Origin of the sequence: Microbacterium aurantiacum (assembly GCF_021654035.1) — a bacterium.
Classification (GTDB): domain Bacteria; phylum Actinomycetota; class Actinomycetes; order Actinomycetales; family Microbacteriaceae; genus Microbacterium; species Microbacterium aurantiacum.
The window spans coordinates 41,233-59,390 of record NZ_JAJPDW010000002.1 but is presented as its reverse complement, the minus strand read 5'-3'; the positions used below and the strand labels follow the sequence as shown (position 1 = coordinate 59,390).

The following is an 18,158-nucleotide window of genomic DNA, read 5'->3' as shown; positions in this document are numbered from 1 at the left end:
CGCAGGCGAGACTCGGAGACTGCGCGGTGACCGCCGCCGGGCGCGCCGGGAGAATGGCTGGAACACGTCCGTAACACGGCGGCGGTAGCGTCGGCATCCGCGCGTCCTATCAACCATGGCCGCCGGTCGGGATTCCCCCGGCGGGCAGGGCGGGGACTGCGACGATTCCGTCGTCTCAGACCCTCAGGAGAAACCATGGCCACCGTCGACAAGTCCACCGCTGGCGTCAACACCCGCCAGTACCACGTCGCCCTCGCACCCGGAGAGGTCTCGTCGGTCGCGCTGCTGCCGGGGGACCCGTTCCGCGTGCCGCTCGTCGCGGAGTTCCTCACCGATGTCAAGGAAGTCGCCCACAACCGCGAGCACCGCACCATGACCGGCTGGTACAAAGGCCGCCACATCACCGCGACATCCACCGGAATGGGGTGCCCCTCCACGGCGATCGCGGTCGAAGAGCTCGCGCGCGTGGGCGTGACCTCGTTCATCCGTGTCGGCAGCTCGGCGGCGGTCCAGCCCGGGATCGTCCCCGGCGATCTGCTGGTGAGCGAGGGCAGCTTCCGCAACGACGGCACCACCGACGCCTACCTCCCGAAGGGCTTCCCCGCCGTCCCCGACCTCGAGCTGACGACGGCGCTCGCGCGGCACTCGGAACGGATCGCGACGGATGCCGGAACCACCTCGCACCGCGGCATCAGCGTCAGCGACGACGCGTTCTACGCCGAGACGCCGGAGTGGATCGAGCAGCTCAACCGCATGGGCATCCTGAACGTCGAGATGGAGGCGTCGGCCCTGTTCATCGTCGCGCGTCTGCGGGGCCTCCGCGCCGCAATGGTCTGCGCGTGCTCGAGCAACCTCATCGACGGTGCGTCGCTCTATTCGGGAGTCAAGCCGGCCCTGTCCGACGGTTGGATGCGGTCGATCGAAGCGGCACTGGAGACGGCGGTCGAGCTGGAGCTCTGAGGGTGGGGAAGTTTTCTCGGATTTTTTTCCACATCGGTGAGATCTTCGTCTTGAATGTCGGAGGCTATCGCTAGTCTTCGAACATGAATACGAGCCGGTTGATCGAGTTCAGCGACGAAGACCTCGCCGAACTCGACGAGGTCGCATGCGCCGCCGAGCGGATCACCCCCGCATTGGGGGCGATGGAGGTCGAGAACGTCCGCAACCAAGCGCGCGCGGGCGCGATCGCCGAACGCGTGTCGCGGCGCCAGTCGGCGTCGGTGCGGTCGCAGGAGATGGTCTACCGGTCCGTCGCCGCGGAACTTGCCGGGGTGACGTTCACCACCGACCGTTCCATGCAGGCGCAGATCACCCAGGCAGTGGAGTGGGTCGAGTGCTACCCCGCCACGTTGGCCGCGTGGGAAGCGGGGCGCATCACCCGTGGCCACGCCACCGCGGTGTTGCGGTGCGGGACGGTGCTGCCCCGCGATGGGCGGGCGGAGTTCGACGCGGCCGCCGCGGAGCTGTGTGTCGGCCAATCGGTCGGTCGGGTCAAGGATCGCCTCGATCACCTCGCGCAGGAGCTGCATCCGCGGACGTTGGCGGAGCGGCATGCGAAGGCCCGCGAGGAACGGCGGGTGAGTGTCACGCCGCTGCGGGATGGGATGTCGGAGCTCGTCGCGACCCTTCCCACGCTTCTGGCGGAAGGGATCAGCGACCGACTCAACGAGCAGGCGTCGTCGATCATCGACGCCCGCAACGCCCCCCGCGACGACGGGGCCGACGCGGACGCCGGCGACGCGGAGCCGGATTGCCGCACGCGGGATCAGATCCGCGCGGACATCCTCTGCGACATGCTCCTCACCGCCTCCCCGCTGGTCGACCCGACCATCGATGGTGACGGGAACGGCACGCTGGGGATGATCCGCGCGAAGGTTCAGGTCGTCGTGCCGGCATTGACACTTCTCGGGAAAGACGACGACCCCGCGAACGACACCACCACCGCCGACCTCGTCGGATCCGCCCCCATCGACCCGTCCACCGCCCGGGCACTCGCCGGAGTCACTGCATCATGGGAGCGTCTCGTGGTGCACCCGGTGTCGGGGCAGGTGCTGTGCACCGACTCGTACCGGCGGACGGCGTCGATGGCGCGGTTCCTGAAGGCACGGGACCGGCACTGCCGATTTCCCGGATGCCGCCGGCCCGCGATCCGCTGCGAACTCGACCACACGATCGACTTCGCGTTGGGCGGCCCCACCGACATCCGGAATCTCTGTCACTTATGTCAACGACACCACTCGATGAAGCAATTCACCTCCTGGGGCGTCCGACAACTCGGCGGCGGAGTCCTCGAATGGACCTCACCCACCGGACGCATCTACATCGACCACCCACCGGCACCACTGGTGCGATTCATGCCCTCCGGAGGTGGGGCACCACCCCCGGACGAGGGTGGCGGCGCACCGCCGCCCAAACCCGCGCCCTTCTGACCGAGCGATCGTCGTTTCGACCGAGCGATCGTCGTTTCGACCGAGCGGTCGTCGTTTCGACCGAGTGATCACCCTCGAACCGGGCGATCAATGCGTGACCGGATGACGGAAGCGCCTGCCCCCGCACCTCTTCAAGGCAGTGGGGGTCATGTGACAAGAGCACGCGTCAGGGCGAATCCCGACGCTGCCGACCCGACCACCAGACGTACACCGCGGCGAGGACGAACGATCCGGCGAGGATCACGATCCACCACGGGAACGTCGGGATCTCCGGACGCGCACCGGCGCCGTCGAGATCGCCCTGGGGAGTCGGAATGATCCGCTCGCCGGTGACCAGGATGCGGTGACTGTTCACGCCCAACGGCGTGCAGGTCACGAGCGTGACCAGATCCTCACCGACGACGGGAACGAGGGACTCGGTGTCCTCGGGCTCGACCACCTGGGTGTTGATCACACGATAGGAGAGGACCTCGCCGAACACCTCGATAGTGAAGGTGTCCTCCACCTCGACCTGATCCAGGTTCGTGAACAGCTCCGCCGTCGCAAGACCGCGATGAGCGGTGAGGACGGAATGCGTCGTGGCCCCACCCACCGGCAAGGCGGTTCCTTCCAGATGCCCCACGCCCTCATACAGGACCTGCTCGCTGGTCCCGTGATAGACCGGCAGATCGACGCGGATCGCCGGAATCTTCAGCCGCGCCATGATGCCGGTCGCATCCGAACGCAGCTGCTCGGCATACACGCTCGACTGGTCCGGAACATTGGCCAACGGCAACCGCTCGTTCGAGGCGATCTCCGCGCCCCCGTCGACGAGACCCGCGTTGTACTCCCGAGCCGCCTCGAGCTGCGCCGCGAGACTGTCCGCTCCGAGATCACGAACCTGCTCGGAGTACGAGTCGATCTCCTGCGATTGCACGTACTGGGCGAACCACGCGGCGACCGTCGGATACATCAGGAGCCCCACACCGAGGAGCGCTCCGAGCGCGAAAAAGAGAGGAAGACGAGGAAGCCGCCACCTCCCCCGTCGACGATCCCTGCGCAGCGGAAGCACGGAAGGGGTCGACGACACGGGAGAATCCCGCATCGTCGACCCCTTCCTCACGGTGCGACGGTACCTCAGACGGCAGCGGTCTCGGCACGCGCCGTGCGCGCGTTGCGACGCGCCACGAAGAGCGCCGACCCCAGCATCACCGTCAGGAGCGCCGCGCCACCCGCGGCGAACCAGACTCCGCCGTCACCACCGGTGATCGGCAACACGAACGCCGGCACCTGGTTGTGCGCGAACTCGACGTAGTTGCGCACGGGCGCCACGGTCGACGTCGGTCCCGGAACGACCGCGGTGAGGATGCGATCCGGCGAGGGCAGCTGGTACCCGGCCGGGGGCGTGATCTCGCGCACCCAGTAGTTGCCCGGAGTGACGATCGGGATGACGACATTGCCGTCCGGACCGGTGGTCCAGGTCGTCTCGCCGTCGATCGAGATCGGGTTCGCCCCGTTGATCGCGTCCTGCTCGGTGAGGAACACCTGGTACACCGCACCCGCCAGCGGAGTGCGCGCACCCTCGCTGGTGGCGTACGCGTTGATCGTCAGCTGACCGATCGGGGTGCTGCCGACGGCCGTCTCGGTGGACCCGTTGACGTTGGCGGAGGCGTTGTTGACGATGACGCCCGAGCCGGGGATCGAGGTCGCCCGCGTAAGCACCTCGAAGGTGACCGTCCCACCCTGGAGAGCCGTCAGACGCCCCAGACCCAAGGGGGTGAAGTTCACCGTGACCGTGCCGCCCACCTCGGTGATGGTGTAGTCGGTGTTCTCTGCGAAGGACTGCGGAACGCCGGCTGCATTCGTCACGACAACGTTCGACGGCGTCACACCCGCGGGGGTGGTCACGGCATCGAGGTAGGTCAGCTCGCTGGGGAGCTGGTCGGTGAGGGTGAAGACATCGATCGTGTCTCCGGCTGCGAGCGTCGGAATCGTCGAGGCCACGGCCCAGCGGACCAGGTCGGGGTTACGACGCTCCACCGAGCCCGCCGGCGCCGGAACGCGCGTCTTCGTCAGCTGCGTCACCGCGTTCTTGGGGTAGACATGGACGTCGTAGATCCACTGGTTCGCGGGGGCTCCCGCAACGCCGGTGGGCAGCGGCAGCGTGACCAGGAACGGAGCCGCCGGGTTGGTGGCACCCGGGGGCAGCTGCGTCTCGGTGACGAGGTACAGACCGATAGGCAGTCCGTCAGGGTAGGTCCCGGCGTCCACGGGGAACGTCGCGATGCCCGCAGTGTTGGTCACGGTGGAGGTGAAGACCACAGTGTTCGGGCGCTGCGCCGCCTGTGCGGGCGTCAGCTGAGCGGCCGTGGTCCACCCCTCAGGGGTCGTCAGGTCGACACCCGAGACCAGCGTTGCCGTGAACTGCGCACCGGGGAGCGGGTCCGCGGGCGGGTTCGCCAGCTCCTGGCCCGTGGAGAACGGGTTCAGCGGAGTCGACGGGCCCAGTGCGTGCTTGTGGATCGTCAGCGAACGGTCGACCTCGGAATCGATGTTGCCGGGGAGAGTCACGGCCGAAGCCGGCGCGACCGCACCGACGGCCGCGATGACCCCGAATGTGAGCACACTGAAGACAGCGGCTGCTTTTCTGCGGATGGACATTGTGTTCCTTTCAGGGAGTTGCACTGCGATGAGGAGGGAGGGAGGGAGGAGGTTCAGAGGGGCGCGAGAAAGAGGAAGGGAACCCGAGTCGACGTCGCATCGTCCGTCGCTTCCCGTTCATCAGCGCACCGGCGAGCATCACGGCGAGCAGCAGACCCCCGGCGATGGCGAACGCATCCGCCCCGAGGCCGCCGGTCAGCGGGAGGACGGGTCCCGCGACGGGAGCGTTCACGAATCGGTAGACCACGTTCGATCCCGCGGGAGGCGCGGTGATGGTCCTGCTGGGGACCGGCGTCCAGGAGGTTCCGTCGAGGCGCTCGAGCCGGAGGGTCTGATAAGCCAACCGCGTCCCCGGCACCGTGGGCGCCTCGGAGAGGGTGTACTCGTGTCCCGGGCGCACCTCGAAGGTGCTCGCCGGGTTCCCGGCGGCGTTGTAGGTCGCACCGACGCGGTTCTGCACCGGAAGGGTGCCGCCCGGAAGAACGGCGGGCGTCGCGGTGATCGTCCACGTCGACGCCTCGAAACCGGGGCTCGGCGTGACGACATCCTTGAGCAGCGTCATCGTCGCCGTCGCGTTGGTCACCGTGCACGTGACAGCCGCGCCGGTACGCACGGTTACATCCCCCGCGGGAGTGACGGCAACCTCCGCGCCGGTGGACTCGACGCAGCGCCACGCTCCCACCTGGACGTACGCGGCGGTTCCGCCGGTTTCGCTCAGGCGGTACGGGCGCCCCGGGCTGACCGGAACGTTGGTCGTGGCCGCGACACCGGTGGTGCCGCTCGGCCCCGGGAGGGCACCCTGAGGCGCCTGCGCGGATAGGAGCCAGGCCGTCGGCGCCGCAGTCCCGAAAGACACCGACTTCACGAGGGTGAGCGTGGTGATCGGCTGATTGGTCAGCGTGCAGGCCACGGTGGCCGACGGCGCGATGCCCGGCAGAGATGCGGAGACGAGACCTCCGACCGTGGTGAAGGATGCCGCGACCGCACTGCCGTTGACCGTGCACGTGCCGCTCACGAAGGTGAACCCCGTCTGCTGCACCTCCGAGACGACGAGGGTCGCGCGGGAGGCGGCGGAGCCGAACAGCACGGTCCACGCCGCGTTGCCGGACGCGTCACTGTTCTGTCGCGGCGCCTCGCTCGGCAGCACCGTGACGGTCCCCGTCGTCGCCGTCCCCGCCACGCCGAGACTCCATCCGGCCGCGGGCGCGCTCTGCCCGGTCGCCGGGTCGAGCACCCGTTTGGTCACGGTCACCGTCGCGACCGGACTCGGGGAGTTGAAGAACGTGCAGACGACGTTCGCTCCGAGGCGATCGGGCATCGTGACGCTCGCGGAGATCGTCGTGGTGTTGACGATGCGCACCCCGTCCGTCCAGCACTCCAGCCGCACGGTATAGGCGCCGATCGCCGACGTGGAGCCGGCCGCCATCGCCTCCGAGACCGTCAGAACCGTGTTGACACGTGCCGGGAACGGCCCGACCTGAGCCGTCTGCCGCCCCGTCGTCGATCCTGTGCTCGTGGCCGTGCCGACGGTTCCGCTTTCACCCGCGAGGGTGAGCGTGAACTGGTCGGCGGCAGCGGCACGCCCGACCACGTTCTTCTGCACCGTCACGGTGCCCGGAGACGTGCAGGTGGCCAGGTCGGTGGAGGCGAAATCCAGCCTGGACGACCCCGCGATGCGGACCCAGGAGCTCGGATCGAACTCGTACGTGCTGGTGTTGCTGGACACGTAGACGGTGCCCCGCGGCGAGAAGGCCAACCCGTTGGCGCTGCCGAACGTCGGTGAGCCGTCGAGGCCCGTCAGCGCGCGCGGCGTCGACGTGCTGACGGCAAGGGTGCCGCCGCTCGCGGCGGCGAGCGTCTGCGCCGTCACCGTGAAGATCGCGACGCTGCTGGCGTTGTTCACCGTCGCCGCACCGAGGACGTACAGGTTGCCGCGAGAGTCGAAGGCCATGTCGCCGTTGCCGTTCGGTGCAGCGCCGGCGTTGAACGAGCCCACATACGCGAAGCGATTCGCGGCGGGGGCGGACTCCGTGAAGCTCCACAGGTGGAAGACCCCGCCGTTGAACTTGCCGAAGAGGTAGCGCCCCGTGGTCAGATCGACGGCGCCGGCGACCAGACTGCCCGGCACCGCCGCGCCGCCGGCACCGACCGTGGTGTACCCGGTACCCGGAAGCGTCTCGAACCCGCCGGTCGTGGACCACTTGAGGATCGACAGCACGTTGGCGGCATCGCCCGATCTGTTCAGCGCGTAGGCGAGCGTCCCTCCGGCTCCGATGCCCAGCGAGTTGGCGCCCGTCACGTTCGACCACGAGCCGACCGTCGCCTGCCCACCTCCGACGATGTCGCCCTGGATCAGGGCTCCGTTGGTGGTCACTCCGTAGAAGAGTCCGCTGTCGCACGCCAGACGCTGCTGCTGCAGGGTGTTCCGGAACGTGCAGACGATCTCGGCACCGTCCTCCTCGGGCATCGTGATCGACCCGGAGCGGGACGTGCCCGTCGCGACGACCGTGCCGTCCCGCACGCAGTCGTAGGAGCTGGCGTAGCCAATCGCGGACCCGGAAGTGGGCGTCTCGTTGATCGTGTAGGTCTGCCCGGCGGTGACGATCAGCCGGGACACCTGCGCGGGCTGGATACCCGTCGCCGTCCCCGTCGTCGTCGCCGACGCGAGGACCGTCGAGCCGCTGCGCACCGACAGCGTGAACTGATCGGTCGAGGACGCGCGGGCGGGGAGGTCTTTCCGCACCGTCAGACGCGACGCGGGAGTCGCGGTCAGCGAGGCCGCCTCCGGCGGATCCAGGACCGTGACCACATCCTCCGGCGCGTTGGTGAAGGAGCCTTCCGCCGTCGCGACCACATCGACGGTGACCGTGCACGAGGCCGCCCCGGTCGCCAGGTCGCCGCCCACCGCGGCGATGCTCGACCCGCCCGCGGCCGCGGTGACCGCGAACGCGGTTCCGGCGACCTGCGTGCAGGTCCCGCCGACGGCCGGGGTCGGCGCCACGACGAGACCGGCGGGAAGGGTGTTCGTGAAAGACCAGTCGTTCTTCGCGATCAGGTCCGTCGTGTTGGTGACGGTGTAGGTGAGCGTGCTGGGTGTTCCCTCGGGGACGCTGTCCGGGCTGAAGCCCCAGTCGAGGCTCGGAGTCACGTCCAGCACCCGCAGATTGTCGACGCCGAACCCGCTGCCCGTGGCCCTGGCGGTGTTGGTCAGCCGGATCTGCGCCGCCGCGATCTGGGCGGGCGTGAGCACCGCCGCGGCTGTTCCGGTGTACGTCGCCGCTCGCGCGGACGTCGTGATGCCCGGGTCGGTTCCGCCGCCGGACGCGGCCAGAACGGGGGTGGAGGTGTAGAACACCGCGCCCGTCGCGGCACAGGGGTTCACGGCGGTGGGAAACGCGTTGAGCAATGTCGTCCCGCCGGAGAACAGGCTGAGGGCGAGCGCCGGTGTCCCGGTTCCGCACGGAGCGGCCGCCGCGTCGAAGCGCAGCGAGTAGTACCGCGATGCGCTCGCCGTCAGTCCGAGCGCAGACGCACTCTGTGCAACGGTCGTCTGCCCGGCGCTGATCGTCGCGTAGGGACGCGCGACGAGCGCGTGGTTACCCCGCGTCACGTCGCTCGAGGCGCTCGCGGGCGCGGACGCAGACGTGGAACCTGGGGTATCCGCGCCCAGCTGACCAAGGACGTCGGCGAGCCGGCGGACCTCGCGGGCTGCCGAGGTGTTCGCGCCCGAGGCCTGGCTGGGGCAGAACTGCGCGTTCGGATAAGTGGCGGTGTAGTTCACCAGGACTCCGGTGCAGTTCGTTCCGGCAGCCCATCCCGAGGACGCCGTATACCGCCCACCGGCGTAGGTCGCGATCCCGGAGGGCGCGGTGGTGTTGAGGCCCTGCTCGAACGTCTCGATCCACACTTCGCCGGGGTCGGCGGGGACACCGGCGGCGAAGATCGACACCGCGGATCGACTCTCCGGACCCGACATCGACTCCTCGTCGGGTGCCTCGTTCAGAGCCTTCGTCCGAGGTTCCTCCGGCGCGGTGGTCACGGGAGCCGTCGGCGTCGGCGTCGGCGTCGGCGACGCGGTCGGGGATGCCGTCGGACTCTCGAGCGGCACGGGGGACGCGCTGGGCGCCACGGTCTCCTCGGGAGTCGGTGTCTGAGTGGACGGAGGCGACTCCGTCGCAGACGCCGTCGGAGACGGCAGCGGTTCCTCCGTGGGACCCGGACTCGGCGATGGGGAGGCAGTGCCGTCCTCCGCTTCACCAACGGTGCTCGTCTCCGCCGCACGGGCGATACCCATTCCGTGCCCGTTCAGCAGACCCAGGAGGAGCACGGCGATCGCGATCGCTGCAATCCACGAGCGACGCCCCCCTGAGTGGGGGCGGGAGGGCGAGTTCTGCGCAATCATGAGAGTCCAGGAAGGGGGGAAGCAGAGCGCTTCTCCCGAGGCGGGCACCATGTGCACGTGTTCTCAGCATTTACACATGTGATCTTGGGCTCAAAGTAAATGAATGCCCAGTCCAAGTGCAACCCCTCGATGGAAATCCCGGGGTTAGCCTGAGCATTCCGCGCTTAACACCCGCGAAATCCGGGCCTGATTCACTCGGGGAGTCCCCGATCCGGCATCCGTGGAAGGAAGGCGCATGGACATCACCTCCGTCACCTCCTACCGCTTCGCGCGCACGCGGGCCGACCTCGCGCTCGCGCCCGGCGAGCGCGTCCTCGCAGGCGGCACGTGGCTCATGAGCGAACCCCAGCCGGACATCACCGGGTTCGTCGACATCACCCGCATGGACTGGCCCGACCTCGAGGTGCATCCGGGCGGTCTGCGGATCGCCGCGACCTGCACCATCCGCCGATTCGTCGATTTCTCCCGCGCGACGCACACTCCGCCGTGGCCCGCTCTGGCCGCTGTGACGGATGCCGCACACGCCCTCCTGATGTCGTTCAAGGTGTGGAACACCGCCACCGTCGGCGGCAACGTCTGCCAGTCCTTCACTGCCGCCGCGATGGTGTCCCTCCTCGCCGCCCTCGATGCCGAGGCGATCGTCTGGACCCCGGACGGCGGGGAGCGCCACCAGCCCGTCGCGAGCTTCGTGACCGGACAGATGACGAACACCCTCGCGTTCGGCGAGGTTCTCCGCGCCATCGAGATCCCGGCATCTGCGCTCACGGCGACGGTGTCGTTCCACAAGATGGCCCTGGCCGAACTCGGCCGCTCGGGCGTCGTCGTGGTCGGGCGTCGCGACATCGACGATGCCGTCACCGTCGCCGTGACGGCATCCACCCTCACGCCGCACGTTTTCGTCTACGACGCCTTCCCCGATCCCGCGCTCCTCGCAGCGGACGTCCGCAGTCCCGCCGACTTTTTCACCGACGCCCTGGGCGACGCCGACTGGCGGCGCGAGATCACCGTCGTCCTCGCCGAACGCGTCCGCCGCGATCTGGAGGGAGGCCGATGAGGCTCACCGTCGACGGCCGCGAATGGGAGGGCGACGCCGCACCCGGCCAGTGCCTGCGCACCCTCCTCCGCTCCACCGGCACCATCTCGGTCAAGAAGGGCTGCGACGCCGGCGACTGCGGCGCCTGCGCGGTCATCCTCGACGGCGAACCCGTCCACTCGTGCATCATCCCCGCCGCACGCGTCGACGGTTCGGTCGTCACCACCGCAGCCGGCCTCGCCCCCGAGGGCGACCTGCATCCGGTCCAGGAAGAACTCGTCGCACGCTTCGGCTTCCAGTGCGGCTTCTGCACCCCGGGCATGGCCGTCACCGCCTCGACTCTGACCCCCGACGACCTCCGCGAGCTCGACCGTCGCATGAAGGGAAGCCTCTGCCGCTGCACGGGATACCGCCCCATCCGCGACGCCATCGAGGCCTCCGTCGGCGCCCCCCCGGACGGCTGCGCATCGACGCTCGGCGCCGTCCGCGAGACCGGAAGCACCAGCGGCGGCATCGGGACCTCGGTCATCCCGGAGGCGGCCCGCCGCATCGTCCAGGGCCTCGAGCCCTTCACCCTCGACACCGGCGGAGACCACGACACCGGCCTCGCCCAGCCTCCCGTCGACACCCTCGTCCTGCGCGTCGTCGGCTCCCCGCACGCCCACGCCCGCATCCTCTCCATCGACACCACCGCCGCCCTCGCCGTTCCCGGCGTGATCGCCGTGCTCACCCACGAGGACGCCCCCACCGTTCGGTTCTCGACCGGTCGCCACGAACACCGCGAAGACGACCCCGATGACACCCGCGTCCTCGACGACGTCGTCCGCCACATCGGACAGCGCGTCGCCGCCGTCGTCGCCGAGACCGCCGCGGCAGCGGATGCCGCAGTCCGCCTCGTCCGCATCGAGTACGACGTACTCCCGGCGGTGTTCGATCCCGAACTGGCCCGCACGCCCGGCGCTCCGCTCCTCCACCCCGAGCGCACCCCCGAGGACCGCGTGTCCGAGGCGGACCGCAACGTCATCGCCTCGATGCACGACACCACCGGCGACGTCGACGCCGCCTTCGCCGCGAGTGCCGCCGTCGTCTCCGGCGAATGGCAGACCTCGCGCGTGACGCACGCGCAGCTCGAGACCCACGCGAGCGTCGGCTGGCTCGACGGCGACGGACGTGTCGTCATCCGCTCCTCCACCCAGGTGCCCTTCCTCACGCGCGACGAACTCGCCCACGTCTTCGACATGCCGCGGGAGCGCGTGCGCGTCTTCGCCGCGCGCGTCGGCGGCGGCTTCGGCGGGAAGCAGGAGGTCTTCACCGAAGACCTCGTCATGCTCGCCGTCCTCCGCACCGGCCGACCCGTGACCTACGAGTTCTCGCGCACCGAGCAGTTCACGCGCGCCTCGCTCCGGCATCCGATGCGCGTGCGGGTCACCCTCGGCGCGGACGCCGACGGCACGCTCACCGCGATGAGCCTCGATGTCCTGAGCGACACCGGCGCGTACGGCAACCACGCCATCGGCGTCATGTTCCACGGCGTGGCCGAGTCGACCACGGTGTACCGCGTGCCGCATCGCCGCATCGACGCCGAGGTCGTCTACACCAACAACGTCCCCTCGGGTGCGTTCCGCGGGTACGGGCTCGGTCAGGTCATGCTCGGCGTCGAATCGGCCATGGACATGCTCGCCGAGCGCCTCGACATCGACCCGTTCGAGCTCCGCCGTCGCAACGTCATCCGTGCCGACGACCGCCTGCACCCCGACGATGACCCGTACGAAGAAGACCTGATCATCGGCAGTTACGGCCTCGACCAGTGCCTCGACCTCGCGCAAGACGCCCTTCGCCGCGGCAACGGCGTCACCGCTCCCGACGGCTGGCGCGTCGGTGAGGGCATGGCGCTGGCGATGATCGCCACGATGGCTCCGCGCGGACACTTCTCCCGCGCCCGCGTTTCGCTCCGCTCCGACGGCGACTACGTCGTGCGCGTCGGCACGGCCGAGTTCGGCAACGGCACCACGACCGTCCTGCGACAGATCGCGGCATCCGTTCTGCACGCCCCGTTCTCGCGGCTGCGGCTGTGGAACGCCGACACGGATGCCGTGGAGCACGACACCGGCGCTTTCGCGTCGACCGGCATCACCGTGGCCGGAAAGGCCCTCACCGCCGCCTGCCACGCCCTCGCCGAACGGATGCGCACCCTCGCCGCGGAGATCGCGGGCGTCGATGTCGCCGACGCGACCCTCACCGACGCGGGCGTCTCGACCCCGGCGGGCGTCGTGTCGTTCGCCGACGTCGTCGCCCGTGCCGGCGACGACGAGCGCGACGAGAACGGCCTGTTCGCGCTCGGCGGCGAGGACGGCGACCTCCGCTCGGTCGCCTTCAACGTCCACGCGGTCCGCGTCGCGGTCGAGCCGGAGACCGGCTCGGTGCGGATCCTGCAGTCGGTGCAGTCGGCGGATGCCGGCACCGTCATGAACCCCGCCCAGCTGCGCGGCCAGATCGAGGGCGGTGTGGCGCAGGGCGTCGGCAGTGCGCTCTACGAGGAGGTCCTCGTCGAGGACGGGCGCGTGCAGAACCCGATGTTCCGGCTGTATCGCGTGCCGCAGTTCGCCGACGTCCCCGAGACGGAGATCCTCCTCGCCGACACCTCGGACCGGGTCGGTCCGTTCGGGGCGAAGTCGATGAGCGAGTCGCCCTACAACCCCGTCGCCCCCGCGATCGGCAACGCCATCTCGCGCGCCCTCGGCGCCCGGGTCTTCCACCAGCCCTTCACCCGGCAGCGCGTCTGGCGCACCGCGCAGGGCGTCCCGACCCCCACCCGCACCCCCTCGGAGTAGCCATGTCGCTTGCCACCACCTTCACAATGAGCCTTCCCGACTGGCTCGTCGCCGAGACCGACGATCTGCCCGAGACCCTCCCGACCCTCGAAGACCGGATGGCGCTGGTCAACCGCCTCGCCGACCGCAACTGGCGCGAGGGCAACGGCGGACCCTTCGCCGCGATCGTCGTGGACGAGGCGACCGGCGCCCTCGTCTCCGTCGGGGTCAACGTCGTGCTGTCGACCGGGGTCACCTCCGGCCATGCCGAGGTGATGGCGCTCGGGCTCGCCCAGGCCGCTCTCGGCCGCTGGGACCTCGGCGCCGGCGCCGAACTGTCGCTCGTGGTCAACTGGCGCCCCTGTGTGCAGTGCTACGGCGCGACGATGTGGAGCGGCATCCGTCACCTGGTCATCGCCGGATCCGGACCCGAGCTCGAGGAGCTCAGCGGCTTCGACGAGGGCCCGATGGTCGCCGATTGGGCCGCCCAGTTCGCCGCGCGCGGCATCCGCGTCACCGAGGACATCCTCCGCGACGAAGCGCTCGAGGTGTATCGCGCATACGGCGCGAGCGACGCGGTCGTCTACAACGCCCGCGGCGAGAGCTGAGGCCAGGTCCCGCGCCAGAGGTCCCGCGTCACCACGCCTGCTTGACCACGAGCAGCCGGAAGGGCGCACCGTCCGCCGACCACCAGCGGTGCAACGTCCCTCCGGGCGAGGAGACCGACGCCCCGGGCTCGAGGTCGTGCACGCGCCCGTCGAGCTCGATGCGTACGCGGCCGGCGAGGACGTAGACGAACTCGTCCTCCGCGTGCACGAAGTGCTCCCCCGGTTCGATCGCGTCGCCGGAGATCTCCATCGGCCGGAACGTGCCGGGGCGGTGCGCGAGCATCCGTGCGGTGCCGGAGGCGAATCCCTCGGGCACCGCACCGGAATCCGGGCCTACCACCTGCACGGCGGGAGTCGTGTCGGCATCCTCGTCCGCGGCGGCGATGATCTCGATCGGGCTGGTCTCGAGCGCGACGGCGAGCCTCCGGAGCGACCCGAGGCTCGGCTGCGCGAGCCCGCGCTCGAGCTGACTCAGGAACGGATGCGACAGGTCGATCCGTTCGGCCAGCTGCACGAGCGTGAGCCCGCGCGCGTGGCGCAGCCGCCGCACGTGAGCACCGAGCCGTCGCGCGGCGGCGGCGTCGTCGGTGATCGTGGAATCGCTCATCGACGCGCGGTTCCCGGCCTCAGTCGGGGAGCGGAACGTCGTGGGCGGCGGCGTACTCCTCGACGGCGGCGACGTACGCCGCGCGCCGGGCCGGCGTGATCCACGACACCTCGAACGAGTTGATCGCGAGCTGCACGAGGTCGGTGTGCGACAGGCCCGCCTGCTCGGCGAGCGCGACGTAGTTGTCGCCGACGTACGCCCCGAAGTACGCGGGGTCGTCGGAGTTGATCGTGACACGCACGCCCTCGCGGAGGAGCCCGACGATCTCGTCGGACTTCATCTGCTCCGTCACGAACGAGTTCGACACGGGGCACGTCGTGAACCCGAGACCGCGTTCCTTCGCGATGGCCACGAGTGCGGGGTCCTCGACGATGTTGGTGCCGTGGTCGATGCGATCGACCCCGACCTCGTCGATGACGGCGCGGATGTTGTCGATCGATCCGACCTGGTCGATGTCGCAGTGCATCGTGAGGAAGAACCCCTCGGCCTTGGCGCGTGCGAAGACCGCCGCGAACTTCCCGGGCGGGTTGTCGCGCTCGTCCGAATCGAGACCGACGCCGACGATCCACCGACGATAGGGCAGCGCCTCCATGAGGGTGGCCATGGCGTATTCGGCCGAGAAGTCGCGCAGGAAGCACAGGATGAGCTCCGCCGTGATCCCCAGCTCGTCCGCCGCACGAACGGCCGCTCGACGATATCCGCCGATGACGTTCTCGAACGGCACGCCGCGGCTCGTGTGCGCCTGGGGGTCGAAGAACATCTCCGCGTGCACGACGCCCTGCGCCTTCGCCCGGACGAGGTACTCCCACGCGAGGTCGTGGAAGTCGTCAGCGGTCTGCAGCACCTCCATGGCGGGGTAGTAGATCGCGAGGAAGCTCGTGAGGTCGGTGAAGTCGTAGCTCGCGCGGATCTCCTCCACGCTCGTGTGCGGCAGAGTGATGCCGTTCCGCTCGGCGAGGGCGAACTTCAGCTCGGGCTCGAGTGTGCCCTCGAGGTGCAGGTGGAGTTCGGCCTTGGGGAGACCGAGGGCGAAGTCGCGGAGCGAAACGGTCATGTGAGGTCCTTTCGGGGAGCTCGGGCGGGGGCGGAGAGAACCGTCAGGCCCGGTCGGCCATGCCCATGCGGGCGAGGGCGACCGACTCGACGATCTGCACGAGGTTGTAGAGGATCAGAGCGGATGCCGTCACGAGGACCACCGCGGTCCAGACGGCGGAGAACTGGGCCTGCGCGACATAGCCTCCCACAGCGCCCCCGATCCCGCCGCCGACGGCGAGCCACTCCGCGAGCAGCGCACCGGTGATCGCACCCGGAACGGAGATGCGGACCGCGGCGAAGAACTCCGGGAGCGAGCTCGGCAGGGCGATCTTGTGCAGACGTGTCCAGGAGGTGCCGCCGTAGACGGTGACGAGGTCGTTCATCTGCGGGGATGCCGACTTCAGGCCGAAGACGATCGTCACAAGCGCCGGGAAGAAGACCACGATGCCGCCGATGACGGCGATCGAGGCGAAGTCGCGCCCGAAGATGAGGATGATCACCGGAGCCATCGCGACCAGCGGCACCGACCGCAGCAGCATCGCCAGCGGCATGAGGGCGTGCTCGACGCCCTTGCTGAGCTGGAAGAGGATCGCCACGACCAGCGCCGCCACGAGCCCCGCGGCGAAGCCGACGGTGGCGTGACCGAGGGTCACGGCGAGCTGACCGAACAGGCGCTCCCTGTTCTCGTCCGCGGCGGGGACCGTGAAGAGGAACTCGAACACCTCCACCGGACCCTTGCCGACGTAGGGCGAGATGCCGAAGAGCCAGAGCGAGCCGACCCAGATCACCACGACCGCGACGATGGTCAGGACGAAGGTGAGGACGCTCCGGCCGAGCGCACGCAGCGTCGAGCGCCGCACCTCCCGGCGGACGTCGGCGTTGAGCTTCGCGAACTGTTCGCCGCCTCCGGGGACGGACAGCGCGGGAAGGGTCTCCATGCTCATCGCGCACCTCCTCGCGACCAGGGCGCCACCGCGCGGGCGACGAGACCGAGCAGCGCATACCCCGCGAGCGCCACCGCGCCGGAGACGAGGGCGATGTCCCACACCCGCGGCGCGTTCAGCGCCTGCTGGGCCGCGATCATCGCCGGGCCGACCCCGACGGTGATCTTTCCGAAGAACTCCCCCAGCACCGCGCCGAGGAAGGCGGCGGGCACGGCGATCTGCAGGGCGTTGAGCGTCGCGGGGAGGGCGGCGATGAGCCGCACCTTCCGCAGCTGCGTGAACTTCGACCCGCCGTACACGGTGATGACGTCGAGGCTGGCCTTGTCGGCGGCCTTGAGCCCCAGGAGCGCCCCGACCACCGTCGTGAAGAAGCAGCTGAGGGCGGCGAGGAAGATCGCGGTGACCGACGGCTCGCCCGCGCCCGGGATCGGCGCGATGACGACGAGGAGGAGGCCGAGGGCGACGATCGGCACGCAGTAGGTGATGATCGCGATCTGCATCACCACGCCCTCCAGGCGCGGGACGACCAGGACGAGCGCGGCGAGGACGAGGGCGAGCCCGTTGCCCCACAGGTACCCGATGCCGGCCTCAGTCAGGGTGACGGAGAAGTTCCGGACGTAGAACTCCCACCCCGTGGCGAAGAACTCCGCGATCACCTGCGGGGGCGTGGGGATCGCCTGCACACCGCCAGGCCCGACGTTCGAGAACACGGTGGCGGCGAGGATCCACCACAGCGCGATGATCCCGACGCCGCCGATGAGCCCGGTGACCCACGCGGGAAGACGCACATCCTCCCACTGGATCGTGCGGGAGCGGGCGGGGGTCTCAGTGGTCATCCGCCGCGGCCCCTCCGACGCCGAAGAGGAGCTCCTGCGCCTCGTCGACGTACGCATGGAACTCGGGGCTCCGCATGAGATCGGGCGTCCGCGGGCGCGGCAGATCGATCGTCATGACGTGCTTCACCCGGCCCGGGCGCGGACTCATCACCGCGACCTGGTCGGAGAGGAAGATCGCCTCGCTGATGCCGTGGGTGACCAGCAGCGTCGTGGCGGGCTTCTCGGTCCAGATCCGCAGGAGCTCGAGGTTCAGCTTCTGCCGGGTCATGTCGTCGAGCGCGCCGAAAGGCTCGTCGAAGAGCAGGACCGAGGGCTTCATGATGAGCGAGCGGGCGATCGACACTCGCTGGCGCATCCCGCCCGACAGCTGCGCGGGCTTGGCCTTCTCGAAGCCCTTCAAACCCACCAGCGCGATCATCTCGGAGACGTAGGCCTTGTCGACCGGCTTCCCCGCCACCTCGAAGGGCAGCTGGATGTTGGACTGCACGCTCCGCCACGGCAGGAGCGCGGCATCCTGGAAGGCGATCCCCAACTCGTTGCCGCGGCGGAGCTCCTTCGGGCTCTTGCCGTCGACACGGGTGGTGCCGCTGGTGGGATCCTCGAGCCCGGCGAGGATGCGGAGGATCGTGGACTTGCCGCATCCGGACGGCCCCAGCAGCGCCAGGAACGTGCCCTGGTCGGTGTGGAGGTTCGCGTCCTGCAGCGCCACGACGCTCTTGCGCCCGACGGTGAAGACCTTGTTCAGCTCGGTGATCTGCAGGCCGGTGCCCAGGGTCGTCCCCTGGGCACCGGCCTGGGTGGCCGTTTCGGTCAC

Annotated in this window: 14 protein-coding genes; 6 read left to right on the top strand and 8 right to left on the bottom strand. The window is 69.6% G+C overall.

Annotation, left to right across the window (positions count from 1 at the left end; translation table 11 throughout):
- Positions 1-195 precede the first annotated feature (195 nt).
- Together LTL01_RS05715 and LTL01_RS05710 are read left to right on the top strand one after the other, a co-directional pair.
- Positions 196-960, top strand: coding sequence for a nucleoside phosphorylase (locus LTL01_RS05715; protein ID WP_053546609.1), 765 nt, complete (start codon positions 196-198; stop codon positions 958-960).
- Positions 961-1,043: 83 nt separating this feature from the next.
- Positions 1,044-2,429 (top strand): HNH endonuclease signature motif containing protein, encoded by a 1,386-nt coding sequence (locus LTL01_RS05710; protein WP_236967767.1) that lies wholly within the window; start codon positions 1,044-1,046, stop codon positions 2,427-2,429.
- 166 nt (positions 2,430-2,595) lie between these two features.
- Here the strand turns inward: LTL01_RS05710 and LTL01_RS05705 are convergent, their stop codons facing one another.
- Genes LTL01_RS05705 through LTL01_RS14830 form a run of 3 tightly spaced genes read right to left on the bottom strand, consistent with a single transcriptional unit; the run spans position 2,596 to position 9,108 of the window.
- Positions 2,596-3,513, bottom strand: a complete 918-nt coding sequence (locus LTL01_RS05705; protein WP_272877811.1) for a class C sortase — start codon at positions 3,511-3,513, stop codon at positions 2,596-2,598.
- Between the two features lie 32 nt (positions 3,514-3,545).
- On the bottom strand, positions 3,546-5,069 hold the full coding sequence (locus tag LTL01_RS05700) for a SpaH/EbpB family LPXTG-anchored major pilin (RefSeq protein ID WP_236967765.1): 1,524 nt from the start codon (positions 5,067-5,069) through the stop codon (positions 3,546-3,548).
- 10 nt (positions 5,070-5,079) lie between these two features.
- Positions 5,080-9,108 (bottom strand): DUF7933 domain-containing protein, encoded by a 4,029-nt coding sequence (locus LTL01_RS14830; RefSeq protein ID WP_236967764.1) that lies wholly within the window; start codon positions 9,106-9,108, stop codon positions 5,080-5,082.
- Here LTL01_RS14830 and LTL01_RS14640 point away from each other — a divergent pair.
- The 4 genes from LTL01_RS14640 to LTL01_RS05680 all read left to right on the top strand — a co-directional run bounded on the left by LTL01_RS14640 (position 9,101) and on the right by LTL01_RS05680 (position 13,922).
- On the top strand, positions 9,101-9,223 hold the full coding sequence (locus LTL01_RS14640) for a hypothetical protein (protein ID WP_272877810.1): 123 nt from the start codon (positions 9,101-9,103) through the stop codon (positions 9,221-9,223). The genes LTL01_RS14830 and LTL01_RS14640 overlap by 8 nt on opposite strands.
- A 483-nt stretch (positions 9,224-9,706) precedes the next feature.
- Positions 9,707-10,525, top strand: coding sequence for an FAD binding domain-containing protein (locus LTL01_RS05690; protein ID WP_236967763.1), 819 nt, complete (start codon positions 9,707-9,709; stop codon positions 10,523-10,525).
- Positions 10,522-13,335, top strand: a complete 2,814-nt coding sequence (locus tag LTL01_RS05685; protein WP_236967762.1) for a molybdopterin-dependent oxidoreductase — start codon at positions 10,522-10,524, stop codon at positions 13,333-13,335. The genes LTL01_RS05690 and LTL01_RS05685 overlap by 4 nt, the downstream gene beginning before the upstream one ends.
- A 2-nt stretch (positions 13,336-13,337) precedes the next feature.
- Complete coding sequence (locus tag LTL01_RS05680) at positions 13,338-13,922, top strand: nucleoside deaminase (protein WP_053546612.1); 585 nt, start codon at positions 13,338-13,340, stop codon at positions 13,920-13,922.
- Positions 13,923-13,950: 28 nt separating this feature from the next.
- Here LTL01_RS05680 and LTL01_RS05675 read toward each other — a convergent pair whose 3' ends face one another.
- The 5 genes from LTL01_RS05675 to LTL01_RS05655 are packed head-to-tail and all read right to left on the bottom strand — an operon-like array spanning position 13,951 to position 18,158.
- A complete protein-coding gene (locus LTL01_RS05675; RefSeq protein WP_053546613.1) occupies positions 13,951-14,529 on the bottom strand; it encodes a helix-turn-helix domain-containing protein in 579 nt (192 codons plus the stop codon).
- Positions 14,530-14,548: 19 nt separating this feature from the next.
- Positions 14,549-15,583: an adenosine deaminase gene (gene add / locus LTL01_RS05670; protein ID WP_236967761.1), complete on the bottom strand. Its 1,035-nt coding sequence runs from the start codon at positions 15,581-15,583 to the stop codon at positions 14,549-14,551.
- A 43-nt stretch (positions 15,584-15,626) separates the two neighbouring features.
- Positions 15,627-16,508, bottom strand: a complete 882-nt coding sequence (locus LTL01_RS05665; protein ID WP_236967760.1) for an ABC transporter permease — start codon at positions 16,506-16,508, stop codon at positions 15,627-15,629.
- Positions 16,505-17,344, bottom strand: a complete 840-nt coding sequence (locus tag LTL01_RS05660; RefSeq protein WP_236967759.1) for an ABC transporter permease — start codon at positions 17,342-17,344, stop codon at positions 16,505-16,507. The genes LTL01_RS05665 and LTL01_RS05660 overlap by 4 nt, the downstream gene beginning before the upstream one ends.
- A complete protein-coding gene (locus tag LTL01_RS05655) occupies positions 17,334-18,158 on the bottom strand; it encodes an ABC transporter ATP-binding protein (RefSeq protein ID WP_236967758.1) in 825 nt (274 codons plus the stop codon). Before LTL01_RS05655 ends, LTL01_RS05660 begins: the two co-directional genes overlap by 11 nt.

Coding starts and splice junctions, on each gene's coding strand:
- LTL01_RS05665 (WP_236967760.1), bottom strand. CDS start 16,508: ATGAGCATGGAGACCCTTCCCGCGCTGTCCGTCCCCGGAGGCGGCGAA.
- LTL01_RS05710 (WP_236967767.1), top strand. CDS start 1,044: ATGAATACGAGCCGGTTGATCGAGTTCAGCGACGAAGACCTCGCCGAA.
- add (WP_236967761.1), bottom strand. CDS start 15,583: ATGACCGTTTCGCTCCGCGACTTCGCCCTCGGTCTCCCCAAGGCCGAA.
- LTL01_RS05705 (WP_272877811.1), bottom strand. CDS start 3,513: ATGCGGGATTCTCCCGTGTCGTCGACCCCTTCCGTGCTTCCGCTGCGC.
- LTL01_RS05700 (WP_236967765.1), bottom strand. CDS start 5,069: ATGTCCATCCGCAGAAAAGCAGCCGCTGTCTTCAGTGTGCTCACATTC.
- LTL01_RS05675 (WP_053546613.1), bottom strand. CDS start 14,529: ATGAGCGATTCCACGATCACCGACGACGCCGCCGCCGCGCGACGGCTC.
- LTL01_RS05680 (WP_053546612.1), top strand. CDS start 13,338: ATGTCGCTTGCCACCACCTTCACAATGAGCCTTCCCGACTGGCTCGTC.
- LTL01_RS05715 (WP_053546609.1), top strand. CDS start 196: ATGGCCACCGTCGACAAGTCCACCGCTGGCGTCAACACCCGCCAGTAC.
- LTL01_RS05660 (WP_236967759.1), bottom strand. CDS start 17,344: ATGACCACTGAGACCCCCGCCCGCTCCCGCACGATCCAGTGGGAGGAT.
- LTL01_RS05685 (WP_236967762.1), top strand. CDS start 10,522: ATGAGGCTCACCGTCGACGGCCGCGAATGGGAGGGCGACGCCGCACCC.
- LTL01_RS05690 (WP_236967763.1), top strand. CDS start 9,707: ATGGACATCACCTCCGTCACCTCCTACCGCTTCGCGCGCACGCGGGCC.